The sequence below is a fragment of the Candidatus Bathyarchaeota archaeon genome, from assembly GCA_026014465.1.
Classification (GTDB): Archaea; Thermoproteota; Bathyarchaeia; order Bathyarchaeales; family Bathycorpusculaceae; genus JADGNF01.
On sequence record JAOZID010000010.1, the window covers coordinates 924,402 to 946,060 of the forward strand.

The following is a 21,659-nucleotide window of genomic DNA, read 5'->3' on the forward strand; positions in this document are numbered from 1 at the left end:
TTACTTCGCCAATGTCAAAAGAACCTATTAAAGGAAACCTACAAAGATACATAAAGTCTATCGTTAGGCTGTAGAGTTGTTAGGAAGCCTTTTAAGGTGAGGCGAGAACGCGTTATTGTAGGTTGGTTGTTGTTATGGTTTATTGTAATAAGTGTGGAGCTCCTGTAAGAGAGGAAGATAATTTTTGTCCCGCATGTGGAACGCGAGTGTCTAAAGTAACTCAAGAAGAATACACTGTAGACTCAGAGAACCTTGTTGACCGCGTCAAGGAACTGCTGCATGAAGGAAACGTTACACGAATTATCGTAAAAGACGAAAAAGACGCGGTTTTGCTTGAAATTCCTGTCACGGTAGGTGTTGTAGGCGTTGTCTTGGCTCCGTGGCTTGCGGCTTTGGGCGTAATCGCAGCTTTGCTGGCTAACTGCAAACTGGTAGTAGAAAGAAGAGAATAAAACAGCTACTCCGCGTTAGGCTTCATGATTAGCAAGAAAGCACCTGCAACCAGAAGAACTGCGCAAAAGAAGCCAAATAGCCCTGTAAAGGCACCCAAAACGGCGGTTGTAGCTGTAAAGTAAATCATGACACCGCCTAAAGCAATGATTAATAATGCAACGATTTTTTCTGTCAAAGTTACCCAGAAGGATACGTCTTCACTCATGGTCATTCGCTCAGTTTTGTATTGCCAGTAACATAAGAGGGTTGAGTATTTTATGCTTTCGCCAGTTTTTGGTATGCATCAGAAGGGTTTGCTGGGCTCTAGAAACCTAAACAGGAGAGAGAATGAAACCTAAGGAGATTCTGCTGTCTAAGCATTATAGACTAGAGTCCACTCAGCCCCTTTTTTGTCCTATGCACGAAAAAAAAGAAAGAAGGGATTTTTGTTTATTGTCGGCGTCTAAGTACGAGAACTGCTGCGGCTGCGGCGATTACGATGACTGCGACGGCTATTGCGATGTAGGTTTCAGTGGGTATGCCGCTGGCTGGGGGTTGTGGAGCTTCGCTAGGTGAGGGGGATGCGGAGCTTGCTGGTGTTGGTGTTGGAGCAGTGGGTGATGCTGTGGTTGGGGGTACGCTTGGGGATGCTGCGCTAACTACGCCGATTGCTGTTTCTGCTGATGATGGTCCGTATGCTTGTGAGCCAGCGAATTCTGCGGTGATTACGTATTCGCCTTCGTGTTGTGGTGTCCATAGGTAGTGGAAGATTCCGCCTGTGCCAGTGCTCATGACTTGTGCGATTTGCTCTTTGTTGCCAGAGGAGTCAGTTGTGTATAGTGTTACGGGAACGCCTGTGATGTCGGTTGGTTTGTCGACTGTGTGCTGGATGAGATACTGCATTTGTTCGCCTTGGTCTGCATCAGATACTGCGGGGGTGCCTTGTAGGTCAGCTTGTGGAGTCTGGTCAGTTACTGTTCCAACGATTTCCACGCTTTGACCCATCGAAACTACGTTGTTCTTGACGTCAACGGTGGTTGCGCTTGGGCCTGGACCCATGGCATAGATGGTCATGTCGTTGTAGTTGAGCCATGTGTAGTAGCCGTCAGCAACTGCGTTGCTTTGCCATGAACATATGCCGTAGATGTCCCAGAGCAGTTCGCCTGTGAGGGCATCAACACAGCGGGTCTTGGCGCCGCGGTATGCAGGAGAGCCTAAAGAGTGTTCTTCTTCGACTAGGTAGACTTTGCCGTCAGCTACGGCTGCAACCTGAGTTGGGTATTGTCCGTAAACGGTTTCGGCAGTGTATGTGCTGTTTGTGGGGTCGTTGATGTCGTTACCAAAGGTGAAGTCCAAGTTACCTGTGTTGAGGTCGTATGCGTAGAGAACTCCGCCGTAACCTGCAACGTACATGTGTTCGTAGCCGATGCCAATTGGGCTTGTTAGACCAGTAGTGCCTGTGTAGAAGTTCCATTGGTTCTCAGATTCTGTGGGTCCCCAGATTTGGTTGCCAGTTAGCATGTCAAATCCTAGCCATTGACGGGTCTGCTTGTAGTAGAGAGTGAAAACGTTGCTTTCACCGTCTGCAGGACCAATGTTGATTGTGATGTTGCCAGCTGGTGCGGGGTATTGCTTTAGCCACAAGACATCGCCTATGTCTGCTCGTGCGGGGTCAAGGTTGATTGCCCACAAAGTGAAGGGGTCAGGAGTTCCAAGGATACCTGCAGATGTTCCAGGTGTCTGCTGCATGCCTGAGCTTTGACCTAAGATTAGGTTGCCAGGGAATACGCGCAGAATTGTTGGTGGGGTAGTGTAGAGTCCTGTTTCAGGGTCGTATGATGAGGTAACGCCAAATCCGCTTCCGCCGATTTCATCTGTCTGTGAGTAGAGGACTTGTGAGAGGGTTACGTTCCAGTCGTAGGCAGTGCTCATGTTGTAGTTAGAGTTTCCAGGTCTCCATTGGCCAATACCAGTTCCAGCGTCGATTCCGGGTAGTTTGGTGTTGTTCCACTGAGTCAGGTAGGTCATTGAACCATCGCCAGGACCACCAAGGCCGTAGATTAACCATTCGCCCATTGGTCCGTAGGCTTGAGTTCCAGATGGAACATTGGTTAGGTTAAACAGGACATTTCCAGTCTGGGGGTCAATTGCTACCCAAGCAGCAGCGTTGACTTGTGCGGTTCGGTCGTTAGATGCAGATACAGCGCCTAGGCTTGAACCAGGGGGGTAGCTACCGCTTAGTGCAGCAACTGCTTCTTCGCCTGGATTAGTTATTCCAGTGCCAACAGCTGTGCCTCTTGCCCACAGGTAAATGCCTGTAACACCGTGCTGGTTGCCTGATTCAAAGTCGTAGAGTTGACCCATCATCAGAGTGTTAAAGTCAGGGTTTACCCATTCAGTTTCGCCAGTTCGTAGGTCTACGCATGCGATGCCGTTGCCAGAGTTTGCATTGTTTTCTGGAAGAGCAAAGTAGACGTTACCGTACATGATTATTGGATACGAGAACTTTAGCTGGTACTGAGTACCTGAGTAGAAGCTTATCTGGTCGTTAACCGCGTGGTCACCGCCGACGATGCCACCCCAAGACAAGGGGTAAGTCATTGAGACGTGAGCAGTGTTAGGTCCGCGACCGTAGGGGTTGTATTTCAGGTAAGTTGCACCAAAAAAGCCGCCAGTTCCATCAGAGCCTAGCCATGCTGAGGCTATAGAGGACCAGCCTTGGTTGTTTTCGTTAATTGGGCGTGTCCAATAACTGATTGGTACTTGTGCTTCTTGGAAGTGCTCTACGGGTGATTCTGCTAGTACGGTAAATGTCGTGGATGCGTGTCCTGCTGAGAAGACGTCGCCTACGTAAACGCTGTTGGTTCCACCTTTAAGTTCAAGAACTTGTTCGGGGAAACTGAATTCAATTGTGTATTCGCCTGGCATGTCAGGGAAGTACAGAGCGTAGGTTCCGCCTACTGGGTCAGAATCAGCGTTATCAAGCACGCGTTCAACAGAGCCATCTGGCTTTGTGACGTCAACTGTCATTCCGTGCCATCGGTCACCCAAGGCACCATATGCGGTTGGAGGCGGCATATCAGCCCAGAGGACGATTGCGACTGGGTCGTTAACGCCGACTGTGCTGGGAGCTGCAGTAACGAAAGCGTATCTTTGGATTGTCCATGGGGGGTCGTGTGCGCTAACGGATGGTGCTGCTGCTAAGAATGCAGAAGCAAATAACAACGCCATTAAGGCAATTGTAATAGTCGGGTTTCGGTTCATTTTTTCTTTCTCCATAGTAAGGTACGTTTTTTACCGCATGTGGGTTTAAAAGAACTAGTGAGTGGGAGTTTCAACCGCAGATGACACCAAGAATTAGATAAAGCAGAACAACTGTACGTACAAAGGTAAACTACATAGCCGAAAAAATAGACAACATAAGATTAAAACGCAATTTAACGTTAAAATTCACAAATTTAACCAAATAAAAGAAACATTGTCAGGCAGCTAAAAAACGCCACGTTGGAATTCAAGCAGGAGTCGATTCACGCAAAACCTTTTCAAAATAGGCATTAGCCAAAGCCAAAATCCGCGGATTAGTAGACATAACCCAAGCACTATCGGAAAAATCAGAACCCGACAATTGAACCCAAGTTTTTCGGTCATCGTTAACCGCTAAAAGAACCTCAGGCAAATGAGGCAACAAATACAGTTCATAATGGGAATACTTCTTTAACTCCTGAATGTAATCAGGCAGCGCATCACCATTTGGGGGCTTTTCCAAAATCATGACAACTTTGACACCGCGCTTCAAAGCCTCAACATACGGAATAGTCTGCACTGGAAGATAACTTGTAGCAGAAATAATCCGAATGGATTTACGTGCAGAATTAATAGAGCGAACTATCTGTGGCGTGGCAATCTTTAAGTTAGGAATCAAGACAAGACAATCGCTTTCTTCAGTTCTTGCAAGCACATCCTCGCTTAATTCAGAATGAATAAGCCGCTTCGCTTCCTTTTCAAGGTCACAGAGCCTGCGTTTCTCACCATTTAACAAAGCAGACAGCAAATCCTTCAAAGGAACCGCACGGTACTCCACAGGATAAGCCAAAATTTTTTGCAAAAACCCTTTTTGTTCAAGCTGAGAAATCACACGGTAAGTCTCAGCACGGTCTAGTTTTGCAACTTTAGAAACCGCCAAAGCCTTTGAAGAACCCAACCTAGAAAAAGCCAGATATATTTTTGCTTGGGAAACCGTAAGACCCAAGTCAGTCAATACCTTAATTTCGCGGTCTTCAATAACCATGTTATAATCCATATTTACAGTTACAAATAAGGGTTTGCTGGGGCGCTGGAACCAATAGGAAAGAGAAAGAAACCCTTGCAGTGATTTGATGTTAACGCATTACTCATCGGTCTAACCAGAGCCCACTCAGCCCACTTGGATTTTTCTTTTGGGACTAAAAAAGGGAAAAGGGAATTGTTGAGGGTTATTTGCGTTTGCGAAGCACTATCGCTGCGGCGGCTATGACAATTATGATTGCAACTACTGCTATAACTACGTAGGTGGTGGTTGGAACTTCGCTGGCGGGTGGAGGTGCAGTGCTTGGCGAAGGTGATATGTTGGGTGTGGCGGATGCGTCTGAGACAATGAAGGCGGTTTCTGCAGTTGATTGATAGTAAGATTCAGAGCCGTCGAAGGTAGCGGTTATAGTGTAGAGTCCTGCAACTGGGGGTGTCCATGAGACTGCGTAGTTGCCGTTTACGTTGCTCATTACGGTTCCGATTTCGTGGGTGTTGCCGTTAGAATCGACTGCGGTTAAATACACGGGGACGCCAGTAACATCAGTTGGTTTAGGCTGTTGCATGTACAAGTATGCCATCCAGTCGCTCATGCCAGCATCAGAAACCGCTGGGGTGCCTGCGGTTGGAATGCCTAGACAAGTTTCTCCTGGAGATTGGTCAGTGATTGTTCCTTGTATTAGAACGGGTGTGCCTTTGGGTACTGCGGTGTTTGGCGCGGTAACGGTGGTTGCTGTCTGTCCTTTGCCAAAGCAGTAAAGCATGTTGTCATAGAGGTTATAGCCTACTAGATAGCCGTCTGCAACGGGCAAAGACTGCTCAAAGCAGCCGTTGATGCTCCAAACTTCGTTTCCAGAGTTATCAACAACATACAACTTTGCGCCTCGGAACTGGGGAACTCCGTGTGAATCACCTGTGCTTGCAATAACCTTTTCGCCTGCAACCGTAAACAGCATGTTAGTCTCAAAAGGCAATGTGCTATATCCAGGGAAGTCAGCTCCTGCGGGGTCAGCATAGAAGTCCCAGAGTCTCTCGCCAGTTTTAATGTCTAACGCGTGAACTCCATCTACAGCAAATGCATAAAGTATTCCGTACGCACTTTCAGAGGCTACGTCGTTATTAGCCAAAGAACCCCAAGCATTTTCGTAGGGTACAGATGGTCCCCAAAGCTGTTCTCCAGTGTTGACATCAAAACCGTACCATTGCATCGCATCAGAGTGGAATTCAGTGAATACGCCATCGGCTATAGGTCCAAAGAGTCCCCATATAGTAGCTCCAGGATAGGATGTACGGTTTTTCATCCAAAGCTGTTCTCCAGTATTCATGTCGTATCCTACCTCCATGTGCCAGCCATCAGATGGAGTGATAGAGGAAGTAGTAGCTAACAATATACCTGAGCCAGTTCGGGTGATTGCCTGTCCAGGAACTGAAGGCGTGCTAACGTTCCACATTACTCCGCCTTGCCAGTCAATTGTAGCGCCCACAGGAGGTCTCCAAGAGTTAGTTGATTGCCCAGCAGTTCCTGCCTGTATGCATTTTGTCGAATTCCACAACGCAAGCCAGTTGTTTGTTGAATCTAGGGCATATACAAGAAGTTCACCGTTAGGACCTTCAACCGTGTTTCCGGTACTCATAATTCCTCCAGAAGCAGCCGCGGGCACATTTGAAATTTGAAGTATCATATTTCCAGTGACCGCATTAAACATAGTCCAGGCTGTTCTGCCCTTGTCCCAAAGGTAAGGAATTCCGCCTTCTTGGTTGATGGATAAGAAGTTTAGTATCTGTCCAGTGGTTATACCAATTGAGCTGTTCTTGTGCCAAAGCGTTTCACCTGTGCGCAAATCGACAGCATAGAAGCCTTGTTTTGGAGTTGCAGGGTCGTTGTAGTAGAGTACTCCGTTAATAATTACTGGCGGACCAAATTGAGGTTCATATGATTTCCCGTTGTAGTAGTGGCTTGTTGCAGAGCCTCCGTATTCGCCCCCTATTAAGCCTCCAAACACCAGCGGCTTGGTCCATACAACGTGACCAGTATTAGGAACTGTGGTGTAGAGGTTAATGTTTCCACTTATACTGTTGGCACTGGTTCCAAATGAGCCTGCGCCTGTTCCAAGCCAGTTACCAGAGATAGTGTACCATTCCTGATTTTGAGAGTTAATCGGTCGTTGCCAGTAGCCATCCGGAAGGGGAACCTGAGGAATCGGCTTCACTTCTTCCTGCTGAACCGTGAGCATTACCGTAAAACTGCTTCCCGCATAATACGAGTCCACTGCACCCCCAAACGCGGAAACTCCTGTTACATGCTGACCAGGAAACACGAACTTGAAAGTGTAATCACCAAGTTGATCTGGCGTGTATAGAGCATGGGCATAAGACGCATCGTCTGCTGTGAAAGGCCCAAGAGTCTCCTGATGTCCGTCAGGTTTTGTGATTTCTATTTGGTAGTTTTCCCATTTGCCTGCATTATTGTCGGCAGCTGCGGGGTTGATTTGAACCAGCCACATTAAACAGGTGACTTGCTGGTTAATGCCAACTGGGTCTGGGGATACAACAAGGTATGCATTTGTGGGCAAAGGTGAATCTGCAGTTTGCGCATTTGAAGCGGGCAGGAGCGTTAGCATTCCAGAAATAGTTAGCAGCAAAATCAAAACGATTGAAGAAAAGGTTTTCACTCGAGATTGCTCTCTTTTAAAACTAACAAAGCTTCTTATTTTTTCACTCTCCATTTTTATAATATGCCCCCATTTCAACCGACATGTATTTAAATTTTTTTAAAAAACACGGCATGGCAAAAAATATTAAACATAAAATTCCGCCGCATAATTAAAATTTACAGAAACAGCAGAAGGAAACTCGAAAAAGACAAACCGCTTATCACCAGCACACATATTAAGAAATGAAAGGAAGATTACTTTTCAAGAAACCTCGAAAAACAGAGTTTAAGGGATTGGATAGGACGAAGAAAAACGATGAAACAGACTGTAGGATTCTAGAAGCCCTTTTGATTGAATCACGCATGAGTTTCACGGATTTGTCCAAATTATGCAATGTCTCAGTCACGGCAGTTATAAGAAGGTACGAACGTTTGAAGAAAACGGGGGTCATATGTGCCGAAACAATGCATCTTTGTCCCCCAAGTATTGGTTATGATTGCGTAGCTGAAATAGGCATAATTACAGATTTAGCAGACAGAGCAAAAACCTTGGAATTATTGAAGAATAAACCGTTGAAAACTAGTGGGGATGAATCCTTAGGCAAATACAGCATATATGGCCAGTTGGCAACACGAACTTTAGAGGAACTAAATGAAACGCTCCAGAAAATAGACCTCAAGCCACACATAAAGAGTTTAGACGTTTTGATTTATACTGACTTGTGGAATAATCCATGGCACCCAGAGAACCTAGTTGTTAATTCAGCTCAACAAGAGAAAACAGTCACACCAAGACAAAAAAAACAAACCCCAAACGAAGTCATAGCCCTTAGCGAAACAGACAAGCAAATAGCCAAAATACTCATGAAAAATTCCCGAACAACATTCAAAGAAATTGCAGAAAAAACCAGCACCTCAATAAACAATGTCATTCAAAGATACCAATGCCTTAGAGAAAAAAATGTCTTAAACCTCTCAACCATATCAATCGACCTTCACAAGTTAGGCTACAAAGTGATAGCAGACAGCTACATAAAAGTCGAAAACAGAGGAACCCTACCAAAAGTAGAAGCACAACTACTCCAAATACCCAACGCAGTCTTCTGCGGAAAATTTGTCGGCGGCGCCTACGACCTAAGAATCGCAGTCATAATCAAGGATTTCAAAGACTTCTTCCGAGTAAAAAACAAAATCCAGTCAATAAAAAACATCAAAACAGCAGAATTCTACTTACACGACATCCCTAGCCCATGGCCAACAGATTTCTTAGCCAAAACACTCCTATAAAAACAAGGTCCGCATAAACAAGCCGTTTATAATTCTCACAAACAACCAAGACCACAAACCCATGTAAAGCGAACCTAAAAGCAGGCGCCGCAAGCATCTTTTGGTAAGGTTTACTGGGGCTCTGGGACCAAATAGGAGAGAACAAGTTGCAGTGACCTTGCTGCTAACACGTAAATTAGTACCCAGAGCCCACTCAGCCCGTTTTTACGCTTGGTGCCTTTCACAAAAAAAGAAAGGAAGGAGTTTTTGATAGATTGTTGGTTGGTTTATTGTCGGCGTCTTAGGAACAGAGCAGCAACACCAGCAACAGCAACAATAACAACTACAGCAGCAGCTAGCAAGATGTAGGTGCCAGTAGCATCATCAGTGCCTGGAGGAGCAACAGAGGGCGAAGGAGAAGCAGATGCAGAGGGCGTAGAAGTTGGCATGGAAGTGTCGGTGGGTGTTGGTGAGACTGATGCGGAGGGTGCTTCGACTGAGGTTAGGTATGTTGTTGCGTATGAGCTGTAGTACGAGTCTGAGCCTTCAAAGGTTGCAACTATCTGGTACGTGCCAGGAACTTCAGGAGCCCAAGTAAATCCATAGTTGCCGTTTGCGTCAACAGTTGTTTCGCCGATGATTACTTCGTTGCAGTTGGGGTCATATGCGGTCAGTTTTACGGTTACGCCAGTTGCGTCTTGTGGCAGGGGCTTTTGCATGTAAATGTGTTCCATCCAGCTACTCATGCTTGCATCGGACATGGCTGCGACGGTTGTGAATGTCCCGTCTGCGATTTTCTCTTTAGCGCCTGCTGATTCGTCGGTGACAGTGCCGGTTATGGTGAAGCAGTCATTTACAGCAACAGAGGTCAAGGGTGCGTTGACTGTTGTTTTGCTTGGACCTTTGGCGACTGCGTATAGTTGGTTGTCGTAGTAGTTGTAGTAGACAAATGTGCCGTCAGCAAGGACACTAGTGGAGGTGCCTGGACCGCCTGATTGTCCTGCCCAGCCGTCCATAGTCCATAGTTCGTCGCCTGTGTATGCGTCTATGCAGTAGACTTTTTCGCCTTTGTAGAGCGGGTAGTTGGGTGAGTGTTCGTTGTTGAAGGCGTAGACTTTGCCGTCAGCGATTGCAGCTACGAAGATTGGGTAGTTGCCCCAAGCGCTTTCGATGCCGCTGTTGGTGTTGTTGTAGTTCCATTCAACGTTTCCAGTGGCTAGGTCATAGCAGATGAGTTCTCCGCCAAAGCCCTGTGTATAGAGGTTGCCGTATGCGGTGTAGCCTATTTGACCTCCTCCTTTACCGCTGCCGTAATAGGTGAAGTCACGTTCCACGCCAGTTATTGGACCCCAAATCTGTTTTCCGTCGTCAATGCTAAAGCCTGTCCACTCCATGGTCTCAACGTATGAGATGGTGTACACGCGGCTTACAGGGTCAACAGGACCCATATAGGGAGTCAAATGTTCAGCAGGAGGAGCGAATTCTTCAACCCACAAAATCTCGCCGCGGTTTGCAGGGTTATCGCTAATTGCCCACATGGTGATGTATTCGGGAGATTCCATAAGGATACCGCCCAGCCACGCAAATGTGGTGCTTGTGCCAATAATCCTGTCACCAGGGATTACAGAGACAATTGAGGGATTAGCTAGACCAGTTAGGTCACCGTTGATGGTTACGTTCCATGTGTATGCGGTGCTCATGTTGATTTCTTTGCCGTTTGGTCTCCACTGATACGCGCTGCTTCCAGTTCCTAATGCGCCGTGAAGTCCCATTTGTTCTTGGGTGTTGTTCCACAGTGCAAGCGAGCCGCTCTTTGTGGTTGTGTTATAGTTGAAGACGTAACGCAAGATTTCGCCGTTGTCTGAGTACACGGAGGATCCAGATGGAACATCTGTTAGGTTGTAGACGGATTTGCCTGTGAATGCGTCATAGCCTTTCCAAGTGGTGCCTGAAACTGCCCAGAGTATGCCTCCGACGACACCGTGCTGGTTCATGGATTCGTAGTCGTAGAGTTGACCAAAGGATGGCGCGGTTTCGCCGCCTGCAACGCCTAGTACGTCGCTGTGCCAGACAACTTCTCCAGTTCGCAGGTCACGGCATGTGTAGCCGCCTCCGCTTGCAGCGTGTCCTAGAGGTTCGTTGTAGTAGAGCATGCCGCCCAGTATGATGGCGTTTGCGAATCTGCCTTCATATGAACCACCAGAATAGTAGCCCACACTGGGTATGTCGAAGCTTCCTCCGACGATACCGCCTAATTCAATAGGTGTTGTCCATACGATGTGGGAACTGTCGGGGGCGTCGCCTTCTTGCTGCCAGAGGTTAACGTCATTTGAGGTTATGTAGCCCAGGTAAGAGCCTGCTAGCCAGTTTGATGCAATGCTGCCCCATGCAGTGTTTTGTCCTTCTATGGGGTGTGTCCAATAGTTTGAGGGCAACGGGTACTCGGGGACTGCTTCAACGGGTTCTGCTTGCACATCCATGTATGTTGTTGCAGTACTTGGCAGGAAGGTGTCATTTACGAATGCTCCAGAACCAAAGTAGCTAAGCATGAAGTCGTTGGGGTCAACAGCTTCACCGTTGGTTGGGTTAACCAAAGTCAACACTTGCCCGGTGTATTCGAGAACAAATTCGTACCTGCCAACTTGGTCAGGTGTGAAAAGAACGTATGTTGATCCTGTAGGGTCGGACACTAGAGGGCCTCTTGTTTCAACGGTGCCATCAGGTGCTATGATGTCGAGGTAGAAGTCGTGCCAGCGGTCTCCAGCAATTCCAGAAGCAGTTGGGGGCGCAGCGTGAAGCCACATAACAACGAAGGCTTGCTGATGTACACCTATTGGGTTAGGTGCAGCAACAATGTATGCGTATGTTGGGATTTCCCATGGGGGATCATGCGCTTCAGCAGTAGGCGCAAGCAACATAAACATAGACATCGACAGCAGCAGAATCAAAGCAGCCGAAGCTACAGAATTACTTAATCTAGGTTTCATTCACTAAATCTCCTTTAGGTTAAAACGAAGATTGTCGCAGGTACTATTTAAAATTCACTCAATTAACGAAAAAACAAAGCCGAATGCAAACAAAGTTAACGCGAAATAGAAGAAAAATGCAACAATGTACGCCCAAAAAAAGAAGAATCAATCCTCAAAAGGCGGTTACTGTTTCTTTTCAGGTATAGGCTCAAGTTTAGTGGGCAAATACTTGTCTACGATGTAGGTTAAGCCGTACCTGCTAAAAGCTTCCTGCTCGGCTTTGCGTCTAATTTTGAGGAACATTTTGATTTCGCGTTGCCAGATGGGGTCGTTTTGGTATCGGGGGTCACGCTGCAATTCGTAGAGCCGCTTTATATCCACATCATCCAGAGGGTCAGTAGGCAGTTTGTACTCGACAATGTCAGATGCCCAAACGCCGCTCCAAACCGCGTCGGGAGTGTTGAGTTGGCGCAGGTGCGCTGCGTTGGCAGAGCCCGAGATAATGACCTGTGCAATGTGCATGCCCCAGGGGTCGCCGTCAGTGAATATGTAAACTGGCAAGTTGAGTTCGTCGTGGAGGCGTCGTATGAAGCTGCGGGTTTGCCTTGGGGCTTGTCCTCCGCAGGATATGAGCAGGGATTTGTGTTTGTTGTGCACGTTTTCTTCGATGAATCTTGTGAAGAGGGCGCCTTTTTCGATGGCTATGATTTTGTCGGCGTTGGTTTTTATGAATTCGGAGCTGGTGAGGGCTGGTCCGATGAGGACGCCGTCGGGGTGGGCGGTGAGGTTCATGGTTTTGCCTTCGTAGCCAGGGACGGTGTAGCCGATGGTTAGGTCTCCAAATATTGCGGAGCGTTCTTCGGGGAAGATGTTAAAGTCTTCGCGGGAAAAACCGGTGATGGTTTCTAGTTCGGTGATGATGTTGTTGGATTCTTGCTGGTCGTTGAACGTCATTGCGTATGCTTGTGCGGAGTAGTACACGTCTCTTAAGGTGCTGGTTTTGCGGTGTGTGGTGAGTTCGTTGCTAAACATGGCTGCCCAGGTTAGTTGGGTGAAGGGTCGGACGTGGCGGATGTTTCTGGAGCTTCGGTTGACTACGCGGTCTCCTAAAATGTATTGGCGAGTGTTGGGGTCGTAGTTGATGTTTTCGGTGCTGCGGCTAGGCATGTTAACGCTTGGAAAGACGCCTTGCTCCATCTGGTTATAAATGGAAGTGCCCAGCTTTTTCAAGCCGTTAATAACTTCGCTTTTCTTTTCAGCCACGCTGGATTTACTTTTCTTCGTCGCCATACTTTTGCACACTCTTCAACAATTTGTCAATTTCAGGAGGTTTTTCTTTATCCGCCAGCATCGCCGAGAACTCTGCAATCTTGGGCAAATACTTAGAAAAGATGCTCATACGTTTCTTTTCGCGGTCAACGTGTTCTCTGCGAGCCAGAAAATGCCCCAGCTGACGCGCCACTTCACGCAACTCATTAGCTACTTCACGGCGGATTTCAGCACGGTCAGAAATGAATTCTTTGCCCACAGTTTTATACGGCACTTTGGTGCTGCAGATGTGCACAACTATGGCTATGGGCATATCAGGAGTGACTTTGTAGCGGCGCCAGTTCATAGAGTTAATGACCCTATAGGAGACGTCGCTGGCTTCGTCATATAGCAGGGGGATGCGGTTTGCGAAACGGTAAAGCGTGAAGCTGCCTTTTTTGGGTATGCCTCCGCCGTAGCCTATGCCCACTTCAACGATGAAGGGGTGTCCTGCGTAGGTGGAGGGTTTGCGTTGATGAACCACTAAGTATTCGGGGGTTAGTTCTTTCATGATGCCTGCGCGCAACAAATCTTCGCCTAAGGGGGAGAGGCAGCTGGCGTCTGGGGGCAGGAAATCTTTGAAGCGTTTGAGGTTTTGCATTAGCTTGACGATTTCTTCGTGGTCAAGCTTTTTGGGGTCTTTGGTGGCGTCAAGTTCGGCAAATTCTAAAAATTTCTTGGCGGTTATGCCTCCGACGCGGTGGAAATGGACTCTTAGAAAGTCTTGCATGCTTTTGCATTGAGTAACCGCGATAAGCCGCTGCAGAAGTTCGACGTCAACGCCGTAGGGGTGGGGTTCGGTTTCGCCTGGCGGCTCAGGCATCTCGGTGGTTGCACGGGTAAACTTGTAGAGCCTACCCTTTGGGTCTACAAACGTCAAGTTCGCATAGGGGTTAACCATGGCGGTCTGCTTGAAGTACTCAAGGATTTTTGGCATGGCTCTGAGGTAGTCGCCTTCTAGGGTGAATTCTACGATGGTTCCGTGCCAGCCATCTTTGTTAATTTGCATTTTGCGGTTGACTATTACGGGGCGGTTGTGCTGGATGTCTATCATCAGCTCGAAAGTGTAGATTTTGTTCGAGTCCCCAGTGCTTGACGTCACCATGGCAGGCTTGTGAGTAGTAATTTGCCCATAAAGCAAGGACATTTTGCCGCCCAAACCAAAAGTACCACGGGTCTGCTTGAGCTTGTATTTGGAACCAAACAAAATCTGACCAAACGCCGAAGGAATAAAACGCGGCTGGATACCACATCCGTTATCTTCTACACGCAGCTTGTAGATTTGGGTGTCCGCAGTAGCTTCCCCTTCAAACGAGAGCCGCACGTAAACGTTAGGGGGAATCATTTGGCTTTCGGCAGCATCCAACGAATTCTCTACAATTTCGCGTATAGCCACAAAGATTGCTCTAGAGGGATTGGAGAAACCTGCGATGTCGCGGTTACGGTAGAAAAAGTCAGACGCGCTTATTTCCTGAAAGGTTGCTTGTGCCACCCTTTGCCTCCACCAGTCGTTATCCTTTGTTGTATGGTCGGTTTCTTTACGTTATAGTGTTGCTTGTTCTTTAAGTTAACTGCATTATTTAAGGAGAAAATGCTCGTTTTTTGTAGGGGAACGGAAGCAGCTCCTGCAAAGTTTGCACTTGAACAGTTCCAAAAAGAACCCTCTGCAAGTCTGCTTTTGCCGCGATAACTTTAATTTGGGCGTTTTCTGCGAAGTCAAAAATATGCTGCAAACAAACGCCGCAGGGCACAGCTTCACCCTCATACTCGCTGCTCAAAACAACGGCTACAGCTTTGATTTTACGGTTCCCATGAATCAACGCGTGGTTTATAGCGTTACGCTCAGCACAGGTGCCCAAACCTGAAATCCAACTCTCAACATTTGCGCCCTCATACACCTTGCCGTCCTCAGCCAACACCGCTGCGCCCACAGCAAATCCCCAAAGCACAAACGCGTTCTCCATGCCCCTAAACGCTGCATCAAGCAGTTGCGCTTCAACCTTGCCAAGCTCACCCATACAATCACTCGCCCTCTTCTTCGTCTTCTTCTTTTTGCCGTGCCACAAGCGTGTAGTAGTATTCGCCGATTTCTTTTTGCATGTTATCTAGGCGCGAGTGTTCTTTGTTGACGCGGGGGCGGCGGGTGGTGGAGTCTCTGCGGAAGGTTATGTCCATTTCTTTTAGGAACTGGTTCATGCCACCGCGCAAGGTGGTGGGGGGGTATGCGGTTCCTGAGACGCCTGGTTCGCCGCTAAAAACCATGAGGCGGTCAGCGATAAAGTCTTGGGTAACAACGTCATGCTCGACCACGAAGGCGGGGGTGCCGTGGGCTTCTACGATGCGCCGCAGGGTCTTTGCCATGTTTAGGCGTTCGTCCACGTCAAGGTAAGCGCTGGGTTCGTCAAGCAAAATCAAATCCGCATTACGCGACAAACTCGCAGCTATGGCGACTTTTTGCAGCTCTCCGCCACTGAGCTCCATGACATAGTGGTCTAGCAGGCGCTGGATGTTTAAGGGCTGCAAAATCTCGGTTTTATACCAGCTCGAAGTATAATTCTCCTTCGCCACGCTCATCAAAAGCTCCTGCACCGTCCCCTGATAATCCGCCGCGATATACTGAGGCTTGTAGCTAACCGAGAGCTCGCCAAGTTTTTGCTTGTCATCAGATTTTTCCATACCCGCCAAAATCTTAACAAACGTAGTCTTGCCAATACCGTTAGGACCCAAAACCCCAATAATTTCGCCTCTGCGGATTTCTCCTGGCTCGGCGGTTAACTTGAAGCCCGCAAAGGTTTTTTCGATTTGTCCCCACTTAAGCAGCACCTCATCTTCGTAGAGGTTGGTGGTGGGGGGTTTTTCGTGGAATATGATGGGTTCTTTGCGGAACATGATGTTTTCGTCGGGTATGTAGCCTTGCAGGTAAATGTTAATGCCCGTGCGTACACCGTGCACGTGGCTGACAACTCCGTAGACGCCTGCTTCTCCGTAGAATACGCAGATTTGGTCGGAGAGGTAGTCGATGATGGCGAGGTCGTGTTCGGCGACAACCACGGTTTTTTGCTGCTCTTTTAAGGTGCGTATAGCTTTGGCTACGTGCAGGCGCTGCTTGACGTCGAGGTAGCTAGACGGTTCGTCGAAGAGGTACACGTCAGCATCTCGGCACAAAGCCGCCGTCACGGCAACGCGTTGCAGCTCGCCTCCGCTAAGAACGTCTAGGGGTCGGTCCCAGATTTTTTTTAGCTCCAAATCCTGCGCGAGTTGCTCTAAGACGCCGCGTTGGTCGATTTTTTCGAGGAGCTGGCTGACTTTTCCTTTGATGGCTTTGGGGATTTTGTCGACGTACTGGGGTTTGTGGCTGACTTTGAGGTTGCCTTCGCTGACTTTTTGGAAGTACTCCTGCAAAGTGGAGCCACGGTAGTACTGTATGATTTCTTCCCACTCTGGGGGCTCGTTGAACCGTCCAAGGTTAGGCTTGATTTCGCCCGACAGGACCTTAAGCGTGGTGCTTTTTCCAATCCCGTTTTGTCCTAGCAACCCCAAAACGGTGCCGGGCGCGGGGGTGGGTAACCTGAAAAGTTTGAACGCGTTTTCTCCAAAACGGTGGCTACAATCCTGGTCGAGCTCGTCAGGCAAATTCACAATAGAAATCGCCTTAAACGGACACTTCTTAACGCATATTCCGCATCCGCTGCACAGTTTCTCGCTAATTACAATCTTGTTATCCTCAAACCTTACCGCCTCTACACGGCTACGCACCATCGGACAAAACTTGATGCACAGCTTATCACACTTCTTAGGTTTGCACCTGTCGTAGTCCATAACAGCCAAGCGAGTCATACACGTTCGCGATAATCAAGGCAACAGGCAGTAATAAAACCTTAACTCAGCCCCAACCAAAACATGGATTGTCAACATAGTTTGTAGCAGGTTTAGGTAGAGCTTAGAAGCAGGTGGGTGGATAAAAAGGCTTAAAGAAACAGGGGCAATAGGTTAGGGAGAGTACTTTGAAGGTGGTTTAGTGCAGAGGTCTCTTGAGGATGTTAAGGGGGAGCTTCAGCGTTTGAAGCCTATGCTTGAGAAGCGTTTCAAAGTGCAAACCATCGACATCTTCGGCTCATACGCCCGCGGGGAGCAGACAGTAAAAAGCGATTTAGACCTGCTGGTTACCTATTCTGAAGCGGTAGATTTGCTTTTGGTGGCAAGACCAAGACGTTACCTGCGGCGCAAACTCAAGCTCAAAGTTGACGTGGTCTCAAAAGAGTTCCTAAACAGGCACATCAAAGAAGACGTCTTAGAAGAAACCATATGGGTATAAAACTTATATGTTCAAAAAGAGCATGGATAATGTCTTAAATGACAACAAAAATAACCAAGGTCAAACCAAACAAAAAAGCTCTGGAACAACACATAGAAATACCCGACTACCAAATAAGTGAAGACGAAATTTGGTATCCTCCAGACGAATTTGTTGTTGTAACACATGACTTAATGATACAGAGGTATGGTGGCTACACTGGATTTGAAACGGGCTTAAATCCGTATTATCACTTTTTAGAGGAAGTAAAAAAAGCTCAAGATATCTACATGAAGGCGGCTATTCTACTTCACAGCATAGCTACTAGCAGAATATTTCAAGATGGTCATCATAGGACTGCTTTTGAAGTTACAAAAGCTTTTTTAGAGGTAAATGGTGCGGGAGTTAAGGAAAAAGACGAACAAAAGACAATTAAATTTATAAAAGGCATACGTAATTATCAAATTGAAGAGGTAGCTAGGTGGTTAAAAGATGGTACAAAGTAGGAATCCATATGAAGTTCTTGTCAAAAACATTAAATCTGATGACAAAATTCTTAGAGCATTAAACAATGGCGCAGGCAAAGAGAAAAAATCCCTAAGGTAGCGTATCCGCTTATTAAGAGTTTTTTAATTTTGTTCTTTTGAAAAAAAAATGAAAGGCTAACAACAACAGTTTTTTACGGTTTTATTTTCCTCTGTTTTGAATGCGGCTCCAGACTGCCATCGTTCTATAGCGATTTTTACTCTTGCATCATAAATGCCAGAACGGTAAGTTATTCTATCATCAAGTCGTGCTTTCACTTTTTGTCATCTCCAAAAATAGATAAGTCGTCAAGTATCTTTTCTATTCCATCTTTCTTTAATGTTTCGGCTTTAGTTTTTTCTTCATACATCTCTTGCAATTTTGAAAGTATTTCATCGTGCATAAAAGATATTCCTTTCTCAGTAACTATTGCCATATCAGTACTCCTTCCAACACCAACAGCAATTTCTGATTTTCGTTTAGCTTCATATGTGATATACAATCCATCTTTTAACGAGAAGGAAGGCGCATATCTATAAGCTACAAAAGTTGAATCGGCATGGCGTTCTCCACTTCCTATACTACAATAACCAAGTGAGTCAAAACACTCAGAACAACATGGAGGATAAATATAGTAAATATGAGCCCCTAAATTATCAACTCCCGCAATAAGTATGCTTAAGTCAAATCGGTAAGTTTCAAGTGTATGATCAAGTCGCATAGCAATTTCTGGATTCAAAGTTCGTTGATTTAGATTAAACCAATCAATAGTGAAGCCGCGTGTTTTAAAGAATTGTTCTTCGATACAACGATTCCTTATTTGCAGATACTCTTCCTTTACTTTCTCGACAATTTCTGAAACTGGAGGCGATGCACCAATATGAATATTGTTTTTTACTAACCTAAACAAATCTGTATGCGCAAGCGCGGGACCTGCAGTTAACGCCAAACAATTGTCAGTTAAACGAGTTATCTTTGGAGATTCATGTTCAAAAGCAACGGATAAATCACCAGCAGTCATCATCCTATCGCTGGCAACTATAACATTCTTCGGGTCACCACAGATAGTTGCTATGCATATCGTCACAATTTACTCCTCCCCGTTCATTTCTACCACTTTTAATATATAACACCTACTATTTGCAGATACGTTTTTGTATAAGGATAAGGGGATATTTTAACAATTTTTTTACATAAAAAACTTTCAAAAAAAGGAGAATTATAGAAAGCAAGTATAAAAAAATAAATTAAGATTCAGGTCGAAATATACTTCAAAAATTTAAAGCAAGAAAACGTAAACATAAAAGAAAAAGCGTTAGTGCAGATTTGTTGTTGGCGGGGTTACCATTCTTCTTCTTCCCATTCCTCTTCTTCGCCTTCTTCCCATTCCTCTTCTTCGAAATACACCATCGCTTGTTCACCTCCACATCGAGCAATAGACTACCTTGCCAAGGCAGCGTTTAAACATTCGCGTACGTCAAATGTCGTAAGCAAACACACACAAACCCAAACAACAAAGCAGATTCCACAAAAAAATACACCAAACAAAAAACACAGCAAAACCGATAAATCCCCAAACCAAGAAATACAACGGGGATGATGTGAGGCGACGGCTAGGAGCCCCCACGGGCAGTGAATAAAGCCTACATCCAAACTGACCCACTTATGCCTAGCTACAGATTAAAACGTAGGTTCAGGTACTCGTTCACCAAGCATAAAATAGAGAACAACAGCGATAGCATATCCAAATACTGCTGAAATCGCAAAGTTTACTAGATTTAGCACATAGGTTGAAACTAAAGCGATTACAGCTTCTATCAGAATACTTGTGTCGGGTCTTGACCACAATAAGAACATAAAAGGCAAATATGGAAGTAAGAAATCCACTAGAAAGGTTATTGCAAGCGTTATTCCACTCAGGCGAAACAACTTGAAAATGATCAGATCTATTACAACATTTATAACGATACCCAGTAAAATTACATTCAAATCTATCGCAGACATAGCCATATTTTGCCATTCACAATTACATTTTTAAGTTTTTTGTGTGCTTACTTTTTAGCGGGTACAGGTTTTTCGTCAACCGTTCCTGAGCTTTTAGTGTCTTTCACTATCCTTAGGTTCCAAGCTTTAATTGTATGCAGAAAAGGGGGGAGGGGGTCTATCTGCTGGTGGGGGATAAATAGAAATATGGGGTGTTGTATCCCTTTTTGGTCGGATGTGTTTGGGTTTGTTGTCTGAGTTTAATTTGTTGGCGACGACGTTGCGTGGGAATGAGAGGCAGATGCGTTATGAGTTGAGGGTTTTGCTTAAGGAACTTGGCGATGAGAAACCTCGTACAGATAAGACGGGGATTAGGGGGATAGTTGTTGCGCAGACCGCTTTGGACCCTGTGGAGGCAGTGGATAAGTTGCGGGAGATTTTGAGGGAGCGCCCTTACGAGTTCCGCTATGCCCTGCGGATTTTGCCTATCCAAAGAGTCGTGCCCACGGAGCTAGAGAAGATTAAGGAGACCGCGCTGGAGATGGCTACCAAGATGGGGGAAAAAGAGTCGTTTCGCATGACCGTTGAGAAGCGCTTCACCGAGATTCATAGCCAAGAAATCATACAAGCCATTGCGCCGCAAATCAAGAACCCCGTCAATTTGGGCAACCCCAACAAAGTCTTGCTCGTCGAAGTGCTGGGCGGCTACACGGGCATCTCGCTAATCAAGCCCACCCAAATCATAAGCGTGCAAAAAGAAAAAATGCTCTAACCGCGCTGTTTAGAGTTGTGTTGAGAGCAAAGCCACCCGCTCCACAATCAAATCCACCAACGCCTGCCCCGCATCCTTGGCTGAGGAGACCAACAACTCGGAATCCGTTACATCAAATGCTGCCCTGATTTTTTGGGTCTTCTCTTCGGAGAGTTCCAGAACCTTCTCGTCTGCTGCGACCCCAAAGTACTGGGAAAGAGCCAAAACAGCCTTCTCCACGGCACTCTTGTTGTCTCCGAGCACGATTGCGGCTACGTTGTGGGTTTGGGGTTTGACTCCGATGTGTTCGATGGCTTTGGAGATTTGGCGTTGGGCGGAGGCGTAGAGTATGGTTTCGACGGCGGCGGTTTTGGATATGTTGCGTTGGTTTTTTTGTGCCATCAAAGCGTTTACTGTGGCGAAGTAGAGGTGTTGCCATGACGCGATAAGGTCGGCATCGAAAAGCTGAACTTCCACGCCCTTTGGGGTTTGGCTGCGAACAGCTTCGAGCAGGGCTTTGGAGTCTGCAGTTTTTACGCCGCGAAAGCCTGTTAACTCTACGAATTTGTTGTATTCGGCTATGTGTTTTAGCATGATTGTGCCTCCTCCTCGGTGAATTCTTGGAAGAATGCTTGGAGCAAATCCGCTGGTGCCCCTGCGGTTGAGAGTTTGGCGGCTTGCTGTGAGAGTTGGTTGGGGGTTTTGTAGGTTGCCCAAAGCTCGCGGGCGGTTTCTTTGAGTTCCCACGGAAAAACCACCCAGCACTCCGTGTATTTTTCGCAGAAATCAGGTTTGACGATGCTTTGGGGTTTGGCGTATAGCGTGGCAGTTTTTGTTTGGGCGGCGCCTTGCGCGTTGATGTGTTTGGTTATGAGTTGGAGGCTTTTGCCTGAATCCGCAACCTCATCCACCACCAAAACCCGTTTGCCCTTAACATCTGCAGAGAGCATTTGCGTCAGGACGGGTTCGTGGAGGGTTTTTCTGATGCTGGTGTAGTTTTGGGCTTTTACGCTTGCAAGGTTGGGGTTCTCCAAAAGGTCAGAGAGTACCCGCGCGCAAATCCAGCCGCCCCTGCAAACGCCCACCAAAACCTGCGCGCTAAAGCCGCTTTGGACTATGGTTTTGCTTTGGCTAAGCAGCAACGTGTAAATCTGACTCCAAGAAGGCGCCTCAAACGCGGTTTCGCCAGCCATC

At 46.8% G+C, this 21,659-nt stretch carries 18 protein-coding genes; 5 read left to right on the top strand and 13 right to left on the bottom strand.

The genetic code is table 11. The annotated features are described in order from the left end of the window. The first annotated feature begins 134 nt into the window (after positions 1 to 134). Entirely contained in the window at positions 135 to 452 is a 318-nt protein-coding gene (locus tag NWF04_06940; protein ID MCW4006311.1) for a DUF4342 domain-containing protein, read from the top strand. A gap of 5 nt (positions 453 to 457) precedes the next feature. Here NWF04_06940 and NWF04_06945 read toward each other — a convergent pair whose 3' ends face one another. From NWF04_06945 to NWF04_06960, 4 genes are all read right to left on the bottom strand, one after another. After that, positions 458 to 658, bottom strand: coding sequence for a hypothetical protein (locus NWF04_06945; GenBank protein MCW4006312.1), 201 nt, complete (start codon positions 656 to 658; stop codon positions 458 to 460). A gap of 224 nt (positions 659 to 882) precedes the next feature. After that, the gene (locus tag NWF04_06950) at positions 883 to 3,711 is read right to left on the bottom strand and encodes a hypothetical protein (protein ID MCW4006313.1); all 2,829 of its coding nucleotides are present in this window, start codon (positions 3,709 to 3,711) and stop codon (positions 883 to 885) included. A gap of 232 nt (positions 3,712 to 3,943) precedes the next feature. Then, positions 3,944 to 4,720, bottom strand: coding sequence for a hypothetical protein (locus NWF04_06955; GenBank protein MCW4006314.1), 777 nt, complete (start codon positions 4,718 to 4,720; stop codon positions 3,944 to 3,946). Between the two features lie 184 nt (positions 4,721 to 4,904). Continuing rightward, entirely contained in the window at positions 4,905 to 7,289 is a 2,385-nt protein-coding gene (locus tag NWF04_06960) for a PQQ-binding-like beta-propeller repeat protein (GenBank protein ID MCW4006315.1), read from the bottom strand. A 374-nt stretch (positions 7,290 to 7,663) separates the two neighbouring features. Between NWF04_06960 and NWF04_06965 the strand changes: the two genes are divergently transcribed. Next, positions 7,664 to 8,656 (top strand): AsnC family transcriptional regulator, encoded by a 993-nt coding sequence (locus NWF04_06965; GenBank protein ID MCW4006316.1) that lies wholly within the window; start codon positions 7,664 to 7,666, stop codon positions 8,654 to 8,656. A 266-nt stretch (positions 8,657 to 8,922) separates the two neighbouring features. Here NWF04_06965 and NWF04_06970 read toward each other — a convergent pair whose 3' ends face one another. The 5 genes from NWF04_06970 to NWF04_06990 all read right to left on the bottom strand — a co-directional run bounded on the left by NWF04_06970 (position 8,923) and on the right by NWF04_06990 (position 16,749). Further along, positions 8,923 to 11,622: a hypothetical protein gene (locus tag NWF04_06970; protein ID MCW4006317.1), complete on the bottom strand. Its 2,700-nt coding sequence runs from the start codon at positions 11,620 to 11,622 to the stop codon at positions 8,923 to 8,925. Positions 11,623 to 11,787: 165 nt separating this feature from the next. Then, positions 11,788 to 12,894: a DNA topoisomerase IV subunit A gene (locus NWF04_06975; protein MCW4006318.1), complete on the bottom strand. Its 1,107-nt coding sequence runs from the start codon at positions 12,892 to 12,894 to the stop codon at positions 11,788 to 11,790. Beyond that, the gene (locus tag NWF04_06980) at positions 12,875 to 14,404 is read right to left on the bottom strand and encodes a DNA topoisomerase VI subunit B (protein ID MCW4006319.1); all 1,530 of its coding nucleotides are present in this window, start codon (positions 14,402 to 14,404) and stop codon (positions 12,875 to 12,877) included. The genes NWF04_06975 and NWF04_06980 overlap by 20 nt, the downstream gene beginning before the upstream one ends. Positions 14,405 to 14,492: 88 nt before the next feature. Then, positions 14,493 to 14,930 (bottom strand): cytidine deaminase, encoded by a 438-nt coding sequence (locus NWF04_06985; GenBank protein ID MCW4006320.1) that lies wholly within the window; start codon positions 14,928 to 14,930, stop codon positions 14,493 to 14,495. Between the two features lie 4 nt (positions 14,931 to 14,934). Beyond that, positions 14,935 to 16,749, bottom strand: coding sequence for a ribosome biogenesis/translation initiation ATPase RLI (locus NWF04_06990; GenBank protein ID MCW4006321.1), 1,815 nt, complete (start codon positions 16,747 to 16,749; stop codon positions 14,935 to 14,937). A gap of 181 nt (positions 16,750 to 16,930) precedes the next feature. Here NWF04_06990 and NWF04_06995 point away from each other — a divergent pair, with 181 nt between their 5' ends. Together NWF04_06995 and NWF04_07000 are read left to right on the top strand one after the other, a co-directional pair. Next, positions 16,931 to 17,227 (top strand): nucleotidyltransferase domain-containing protein, encoded by a 297-nt coding sequence (locus tag NWF04_06995; GenBank protein MCW4006322.1) that lies wholly within the window; start codon positions 16,931 to 16,933, stop codon positions 17,225 to 17,227. 38 nt (positions 17,228 to 17,265) lie between these two features. Then, positions 17,266 to 17,712 carry a type II toxin-antitoxin system death-on-curing family toxin gene (locus NWF04_07000; protein ID MCW4006323.1) on the top strand — a complete coding sequence of 149 codons (447 nt, stop codon included), beginning with the start codon at positions 17,266 to 17,268 and terminating at the stop codon, positions 17,710 to 17,712. Between the two features lie 293 nt (positions 17,713 to 18,005). Here NWF04_07000 and NWF04_07005 read toward each other — a convergent pair whose 3' ends face one another. Together NWF04_07005 and NWF04_07010 are read right to left on the bottom strand one after the other, a co-directional pair. Continuing rightward, positions 18,006 to 18,818, bottom strand: a complete 813-nt coding sequence (locus NWF04_07005) for a hypothetical protein (protein MCW4006324.1) — start codon at positions 18,816 to 18,818, stop codon at positions 18,006 to 18,008. Positions 18,819 to 19,411: 593 nt separating this feature from the next. Then, entirely contained in the window at positions 19,412 to 19,735 is a 324-nt protein-coding gene (locus NWF04_07010; protein ID MCW4006325.1) for a hypothetical protein, read from the bottom strand. Between the two features lie 229 nt (positions 19,736 to 19,964). Between NWF04_07010 and NWF04_07015 the strand changes: the two genes are divergently transcribed. After that, positions 19,965 to 20,486, top strand: coding sequence for a THUMP domain-containing protein (locus NWF04_07015; protein ID MCW4006326.1), 522 nt, complete (start codon positions 19,965 to 19,967; stop codon positions 20,484 to 20,486). Positions 20,487 to 20,495: 9 nt separating this feature from the next. On the opposite strand, the gene cgi121 is transcribed toward NWF04_07015, so the two are convergent. Further along, complete coding sequence (cgi121, locus tag NWF04_07020) at positions 20,496 to 21,059, bottom strand: KEOPS complex subunit Cgi121 (GenBank protein MCW4006327.1); 564 nt, start codon at positions 21,057 to 21,059, stop codon at positions 20,496 to 20,498. Next, entirely contained in the window at positions 21,053 to 21,658 is a 606-nt protein-coding gene (locus NWF04_07025) for a phosphoribosyltransferase (GenBank protein MCW4006328.1), read from the bottom strand. The genes cgi121 and NWF04_07025 overlap by 7 nt, the downstream gene beginning before the upstream one ends. Between the last annotated feature and the right edge of the window lies 1 nt (position 21,659).